Annotated in this window: 6 protein-coding genes; 2 read left to right on the plus strand and 4 right to left on the minus strand. The window is 75.8% G+C overall.

Annotation, left to right across the window (positions count from 1 at the left end):
• Nucleotides 1-79: 79 nt before the first annotated feature.
• Entirely contained in the window at nt 80-1,231 is a 1,152-nt protein-coding gene (locus AB0L40_RS25245) for a lysylphosphatidylglycerol synthase transmembrane domain-containing protein (RefSeq protein WP_364361140.1), read from the minus strand.
• A 201-nt stretch (nt 1,232-1,432) separates the two neighbouring features.
• Between AB0L40_RS25245 and cobN the strand changes: the two genes are divergently transcribed.
• A complete protein-coding gene (gene cobN / locus AB0L40_RS25250) occupies nt 1,433-5,929 on the plus strand; it encodes a cobaltochelatase subunit CobN (protein WP_364361142.1) in 4,497 nt (1,498 codons plus the stop codon).
• 95 nt (nt 5,930-6,024) lie between these two features.
• Here the strand turns inward: cobN and AB0L40_RS25255 are convergent, their stop codons facing one another.
• The 3 genes from AB0L40_RS25255 to AB0L40_RS25265 all read right to left on the minus strand — a co-directional run bounded on the left by AB0L40_RS25255 (nt 6,025) and on the right by AB0L40_RS25265 (nt 7,306).
• On the minus strand, nt 6,025-6,726 hold the full coding sequence (locus AB0L40_RS25255; RefSeq protein WP_364361144.1) for a hypothetical protein: 702 nt from the start codon (nt 6,724-6,726) through the stop codon (nt 6,025-6,027).
• Nucleotides 6,719-6,907 (minus strand): hypothetical protein, encoded by a 189-nt coding sequence (locus AB0L40_RS25260; protein ID WP_364361146.1) that lies wholly within the window; start codon nt 6,905-6,907, stop codon nt 6,719-6,721. Before AB0L40_RS25260 ends, AB0L40_RS25255 begins: the two co-directional genes overlap by 8 nt.
• 195 nt (nt 6,908-7,102) lie before the next feature.
• Nucleotides 7,103-7,306 (minus strand): helix-turn-helix transcriptional regulator, encoded by a 204-nt coding sequence (locus tag AB0L40_RS25265; protein ID WP_364361150.1) that lies wholly within the window; start codon nt 7,304-7,306, stop codon nt 7,103-7,105.
• Between AB0L40_RS25265 and AB0L40_RS25270 the strand changes: the two genes are divergently transcribed.
• Nucleotides 7,233-7,414: hypothetical protein (locus AB0L40_RS25270; protein ID WP_364361148.1), on the plus strand; the 182-nt coding region annotated here is incomplete at its 3' end. The genes AB0L40_RS25265 and AB0L40_RS25270 overlap by 74 nt on opposite strands.

Genomic DNA, 7,414 nt, shown 5'->3' on the forward strand with positions numbered 1-7,414 from the left:
GGCGCGTCCCGGGAGGCGGGCCCTCGGGGGACGGCGTCCCCGGGGTCACCGCTGGGACGCCCGCGGGCGCCGGCGCCCGTCAGGCCGGGGCCGGCGACGGGCCGTGTGGTCGGTGGTCGTCGTCCACCGGGACGACCTCGGCGTCCGGCGACGGGCGGCCGATGGCCGCCAGCGCGACGGCGCCCGGCAGGGCCGGCAGCCAGGTCGACACGAGCCGCTGCGTGAGGCTCGCGAGGATGGCGACGCCGCCGGGCACGCCGAACGCGACCAGCATGCCCAGCAGGCCGGCCTCGACGCCGAGGCCGCCGGGGATCGGCAGCAGGTTGGCGACCTGGCCGATCAGGTAGGCCATGCAGATGTCGAGCATGTTCGGCGAGGCGCCGAACGCGTGGCAGGCCGCCCAGAGGACGGCGGCGTCGGCCAGCCACCAGAGGGCGCCGCCCAGGATCGCCGGATCGCGCTCGCGGACGACCGTCGAGACCGTGTGGACGCCGTCGTCCAGCGTGGCCGGGATCGAGGCCAGGACGCGTGCGACCCGGCCCTCGCGCTCCGAGGTCGAGTCCGCCAGGCGCCGCAGCAGCGGGCGCCCGAGGCCCGCGACGACCAGGATCAGCACCGCGATGCCGGCCGGCACGATCGTGATCGCGTTGTGGCCGTGGCCGGCGACGAAGAGCGCCAGGCCCGTCACCGCGATCAGCAGGATGAACCAGACGTAGATGATCGCGATCTGCGCGGCGACGGTCGCGGCGGCGTGTCGCGCGTCGAGGCCGTGGCGGCGCAGCGCGAAGGTCGTCGACGCGATGCCGCCCGCGCCGGCGGTCGCCAGGAGGCGCGTCGCCGCGACGCCGGCCAGCACGATCCGCCAGCTCGTGAACCGCGGCAGCCGCAGCCCGGCGCGGCGCGCGGTGGCGTTGAAGACGAGGACGTACCCCGCGAACGAGAAGCCCTCGAGGACGACAGCGACGATCAACCACACCGGGTCGCCGGTGCGAACCTTCTGCCACGTCTCGTTCAGGAACCCGACGTGCGGGGCGAGCAGCCGCACGACGACGATCAGCACGAGCATCACCCCGATCCCGATCACGACCCGCTTGAAGAGGCCGCGGATGGCGGGCGCCTCGTCGTGGGTCGGCGGGCCGCTGGGCTCCTCGATCGACGCGGGGTCGGACGGGTCGCGCGGGAACGGGTGTCCCGTCTGACTTGGTCGCTGATTGGGGTCGGGAGGGAACACGGGGGACCGTGCATCGACCGTCGGACCGGCCGACACGCCAGGAGGCTCGTCCGCTCCGGACGAGCTGTGCCGCCCGAGCTGCACCTGTGCATCCTCGCACGCGGGCACCGTGGGCGCGATCGCAGGGGCGATTCGCCCGCCCGAACCGGCGGTCCGCCCTCCGGTTCCGGGGCGGGCGGGCGCCCCGGTATCGTCGCCCCCTTGCTGCGCTTCGTCACCACCGCCGACACCGAGATCCTCGCGACGGCCGCCGCGGTCCCGCTGCTGCCGGAGGACTTCCCGGCCGTCCGCTGCGCGAATCCCGCGCAGCACCTCGACGCGGCGACGCTGGTCGACGGCCTGCTGGACGGCGCGCGCGTCGTCCTCGTGCGCCTGCTCGGCGGCCGGCGCGCGTGGGAGGAGGGCTTCGACCTCCTGCACGCGCGCTGCGTGGCCGACGGGATCGCGCTGGTCGCCGTCGGCGGCGAGTCCGAGCCCGACGCCGAGCTCGCCGCCCGCTCCACCGTCTCCTCCGGCGTCGTCGCCCAGGCGCACGACTACCTGCGCCACGGCGGCGTCGAGAACACCGCGCAGCTGCTGCGCTTCCTCGGCGACACGCTGCTGGTCCGCGGCGACGGCTTCGACGCGCCGCGGGCGCTGCCGGAGCACAGCGCGTGGGACCCGGAGCGGGGCGACCTCTCCGTCGACGACGCGCTCGCCGCCGCCCGCGGGCGGATCGCCGCCGCGGAGGCCGCCGGCGACGCCTCGCCCGTGCTCGGCGGGGCGGACGCCCAGGTGACCGACCCGGCGCTGCGCTCGGGCGCCCTCGGGCTGCCCGTCGCCGACCGCCCCGTGGTCGGCATCGTCTTCTACCGCTCGCACCGCACCGCCGGGAACACCGGCTTCGTCGCGACGATCGCCGCGGCCGTCGCGGCCGAGGGCGGCGTCCCGCTGCCCGTGTGGTGCTCGTCCCTGCGGCCCGGGACCGACGGCCGGATCGCGGCGCTGGACCTGCTGACGGTCGAGGCCGGCGCGGCAGGCGACCGCGGCACCGACGCCGGCCCGGCGGCGGACCACGCGGCGGCCGACGCCGACGGTCCCGCGTCCCGCGTTCCGATCGTCGACGCGCTGCTGACCACCGTCCTCGCGTCCGGCGGCTCGAACGCCGGAGACGCCAAGACCGTCTCCGCCACCCACCCCGACGCGGACTCCGACGACGACGGCCGCAACGACGCGTGGCAGACGTGGGACGTCGCGCAGCTGGAGGAGCTGGGCGTGCCGGTCATCCAGGCCGCCGCGGCGACGCAGTCCCGCGAGCGCTGGGCCGAGAACCCCGCGGGCCTGACGCCGCTGGACGTCGCGATGCAGGTCGCGATCCCCGAGTTCGACGGTCGCATCCTCGGTGGCGTCGTGTCGTTCAAGGAGCGCGAGGCGCCCGCCGTCGCCGCGGGCCCCGCGGCCGGGGCGGACGACGACGACGCCGCGCAGCCCGCGACCGCCGCCGGGAGCGCCGTCGCCGACGTCGGCACCCCGGTCATGCGCTACGTCGCCGACCCCGCGCGCGCCCGCCGGGTCGCCGGGCTCGCCGTCCGCCACGCCCGCCTGCGCCGCCTGCCCGCGGCCGAGCGCCGGATCGCGATCGTCCTCTCCTCCTCCCCCACGAAGCACTCGCGGATCGGCAACGCCGTCGGCCTCGACACGCCCGCGTCGGCCGTCGAGCTGCTGCGCGCGCTGATCGCGGACGGCCAGCGCGTGGACGCGTCGTCGATCCCCGCGCTGCAGGAGGCGCTCGACGCGCCGAGCATCACCGCCGCCGAGGCGACCGCGGCCGGCGAGGCGCTGATCCACGCGCTGATCCAGCGCGGCGGGCACGACCCGGAGCTGCTCACCGACGACCAGCTCGCCGCCAACCCGTACCGCCTGCCGGGCGCCGAGTACGCAGCCTGGTTCGCGACCCTTCCCGAAGGACTGCGCTCGATCGTCGAGCGCGACCACGGCCCCGGCTACGTCTTCGACGACGGTGCGCCCGCGCTCGGCGCCGACGGCCGCCCCGTGACCTCCGACGCGAAGGGCCGACCGCGCGCGGGCACCTGGACCGCCGGCGGCCGGGCGGGCATCGTCCCCCAGTACACGTTCGAGGGCGACGTCGTCGTCGCCGGCATCGAGCTCGGCGACGTGTTCTTCGCCATCCAGCCGCCGCGCGCCACCAGCGAGGAGGACGCCGCCGCGCTCTCCCACGACGCGTCGCGCGCCGCGCCGCACCACTACTTCGCCGTGTACCGCTGGCTCGAGGCAGCGTGGGGTGCGGACGCGATGGTCCACCTCGGCAAGCACGGCACGCTCGAGTGGCTGCCGGGCAAGTCGATCGGCCTGTCGTCGGAGTGCCACCCCGACGCGATCCTGGGCTCCCTGCCCCTGGTCTACCCGTTCGTGGTCAACGACCCCGGCGAGGGCGTCCAGTCCAAGCGCCGGGTGCACGCGACGATCGTCGACCACCTCGTCCCGCCGATGATGCGCGCGGAGACCTACGACGAGCTGCAGGAGCTCGAGCACCTGCTCGACGAGTACGTCCGCATCGAGGCGCTCGACCCCGAGAAGCTCCCCGCGCTGGCCCGCCGGATCTGGGAGGTCGTCCGGTCGGCGGACCTCCACCACGACCTCGGCCTGCACGACGACGAGCTGGCGGCCTTCGAGGGCACCGGCGCCGGAGGGGACGCGGCCGAGCTGCAGCACCACCTCGAGCACCTCGTCTCCGACATCGACACGTACCTCTGCTCGATCAAGGACCTCCAGGTGCGCGACGGGCTGCACGTGCTGGGCCGCGTGCCCGACGAGGAGCAGCTGCGCGGGCTGGCCGTCGCGATCATGCGCCTGGGCTCCGGCGACCTGCCCGGCCTGCGGGTCGTCGTCGGCCGCGCGTTCGGGCTGGACGAGGACGCGCTGGTGGCCGCCGGGGGCGCACGGCTCCCCGCGCCGGCCGTCGCGGCGGACGACCCCTTCGCCGCGCGCCTCGGATCCGACGACGCCGGGCCGGGCGCCCGCGCGCGGGCCGGCGCGGACGCCCCCGCCGCCCGGGCCGCGGGCTCCGGCGCCGGTCTGCCGACCACCGACTCCCCCGACCTCGCGGCCCTCGTCGACCGCTTCCCCGGCCCGGCCGCGACGGCCGGCGACGTCGTCGACCGCCTCGACGCCGCCCAGCGTGCGCTGATCGACGCGCTCGGCGACGCCGGCTGGCCGTCGGACGCGGTCGCGATCCGCGACCTGACGGCCGGGACGCTCGGCCGCGGCCACGGCGAGACCGAGCGCGTCCTCCGTTACGCCGCGAGCGAGGTCGTCCCGCGGATCCGCCGCTCGACCGAGGAGCTGACGCACGTCGTCGGCGCGCTCAACGGCCGCTACGTGCCGTCCGGGCCCTCGGGGTCGCCGACGCGCGGTCGTCTCGACGTCCTGCCGACGGGCCGCAACTTCTACGGGGTCGATCCGAAGGCGCTGCCGTCGCAGCTCTCGTGGGACACCGGCCGCAGGCTGGCGGACGACCTCGTCCGTCGGCACGTCGAGGAGGAGGGCCGGGCGCCGGAGCAGATCGGCATCGTCGTCTGGGGCACGGCGAACATGCGCACGCACGGCGACGACATCGCGGAGATCTTCGCGCTGCTCGGCGTCGAGCCGGTCTGGCACCGCGAGACCCGGCGCGTGACGTCGCTGCGCGTGGTCCCCCTGGAGGAGCTCGGCCGGCCGCGGATCGACGTCACCGTCCGCATCTCGGGCTTCTTCCGCGACGCGTTCCCGCAGCTGATCGCCCTGATCGACGAGGCCGTCGCGACCGTCGCCGCGCTGCCGGAGTCCGACGAGGAGAACTTCGTCGCCAAGCACGTCCGCGAGGACGAGGCGCGCCTGTTGACCGACCTGCTCGAGCAGGCGGCGCTCGGCGGGGACGCGCAGAGCGAGGCCGCGACCGCCCAGCGCGCCAAGGCACGCCGGCGCGCCACGACCCGCATCTTCGGGTCCAAGCCCGGCACCTACGGCGCCGGGCTGCTGGAGCTCGTCGACAACCGCAGCTGGCACGACCAGGGCGACCTGGCCCGCGTCTACGAGGCCTGGGGCGGCTACGCGTACGGCAAGGGCCTCGACGGGGCCGAGGCCCACGCGTCGATGCGCGAGCAGTTCGGCCGCATCGAGATCGCGGTGAAGAACCTCGACACCCGCGAGCACGACATCTTCGACTCCGACGGGTACTTCCAGTACCACGGCGGCATGGTCGCGATGGTCAAGGCGATCACCGGCCAGGAGCCCAAGGCGTGGCTCGGCGACTCCGCCGACCCGACGACCGTGGAGACCCGCACGCTGGCCGAGGAGGCCCGCCGCGTCGTCCGCTCCCGCGTGCTGAACCCGCGCTGGGTCGCCGGCATGATCCGCCACGGCTACAAGGGCGCGATGGAGCTGTCGGTCACCGTCGACTACCTCTTCGGCTACGACGCCACCGCCGGCGTCGTCGAGGACTGGATGTACGACAAGGTCACCGAGCGCTACGTCAACGACCCGGACGTCCGCGCGTTCCTCTCGCAGTCCTCCCCCTGGGCGCTGCGCTCGATCGCCGAGCGCCTGCTCGAGGCCGCGGACCGCGGTCTCTGGGCGGAGCCGGACGAGGCGCAGCTGCAGCAGCTGCGCGACGTCCTCCTGGAGGTCGAGGGCGAGGTCGAGGAGGCCGGGCAGGCGTAGGCGCCCGGCCGTCGGTCCGGGGCTGGTCGCCCTTCCGTCGCCCAGGGCGAGGGAATCGCAACCAGCCCGGCGCGGCCGGCCGGCGAGCTCCGCGATCAGCCGATCGTGGCGACCGGCGTCGCGACGAGGACCGCGTCGGAGACCGTCAGGTCGCCGCCGGCCTCGAAGCACAGGAGCGTCACGTCGGAGCCGGCCCCGGCGACCTCGACCGTGCCGAGGAGGGCGAGCGGGACGTCCTGGTTCGCCGACTCCGGGTCGAACTCCGCGCTGTCGATCGTCAGGAAGCCCGCCGTCCGTCGCAGGGTGCAGCTCGTCTGGGCCGTGCCCGCGGAGGACGCCGAGAGCTTCGCCTGGACGACGTAGCGGCCGGCGGGCAGGGTCTTCGCGAGGACCTGACGCGTCCCGGCACCGGTCACGGTGTGGGTATCGTCGGCGACGGTCAGGGCGCTGACGATCCCCGCCGGACCCTGCGCACCGGGCGCGCCCGCGGCACCGGCGGGGCCGGCGGGACCGCCGGGGCCCGCCGGGCCGACCGCGCCCGTCGCGCCGGTCGGTCCGGCCTTGCCGGCCAGGGACTTGACGGTCGCCGCGCTCAGGTCGGACGCCGTCAGCGACCGGTTCTTCACGTCGGCGCCGGTGACCGAGCTGTTCTTCAGGTCGGCGCCGGTGACCGAGCTGTTCTTGATCTGCGCGCCGGTGATGAGCTTCGCCGCCGTGGCGGTCCCGCCGAGGGCGAGGAAGAGGGCGAGCAGGGCGATGATCCCGGCGGGCCGGGGTCGGGGGAGACGCTTAGGCATCTGGGGACTCCTCTGGTGGGGGTGGTGGGGGCGACGACGTGGCCCGCTCGAGGGCGGCGGCCAGCCCGGTCCAGCCCCGAAAGGGCAGGGCCCGGCCGGCCGCGGTGCGCACCCGCCCCGCGATCGGCTCGACGACCTCGTCGAGCTCGAGCGTCAGGACGGTGGGCGCCCGGTCCGTCATCTCGACCACCGTCGCGCGTCGGCGCCCGCACGTCATGAGGGGGCCACCCCCCAATCGCTCGGCGCGGCGGTCGGTCCGCCGCGATGAGCGCACCGGGCACCGCGACCACGCCACGGTCGGCGGCCGTGCCGACGCCTCCCCGATGCGCGCCACGCCGAGCCAGCTCCGCGGACGCCGGGAAGGTCGGCCGATCCGTCACCCGTCGACGGCGAGCGCTCCCGGGAGGTCGTGGCGCGACGTGATTCCGAGCTTCCGGTAGACCCGGCCCAGCTGGTTCTCGACGGTCTTCGGCGTGACGTAGAGCTCCTGCGCGATCTCGCGGTTCGTGCGACCCGCCGCCGCGAGGCCCGCGATCCGCCGCTCCCCGGGGGTCAGCGCGTCGCGGCCGGAGAACTGCAGCCGCCGGGGCCGGGCGACGATGCTCTACCTCGTCCTCGGCGCCTTCCTGGTCCTCGCCGTCGGCGCCGCGCTCTTCCGCCGGCTCCAGCGCGACCTCGCGGTGATGCT

Source organism: Patulibacter sp. NPDC049589, assembly GCF_040675535.1.
Taxonomy (GTDB): Bacteria; Actinomycetota; Thermoleophilia; order Solirubrobacterales; family Solirubrobacteraceae; genus Patulibacter.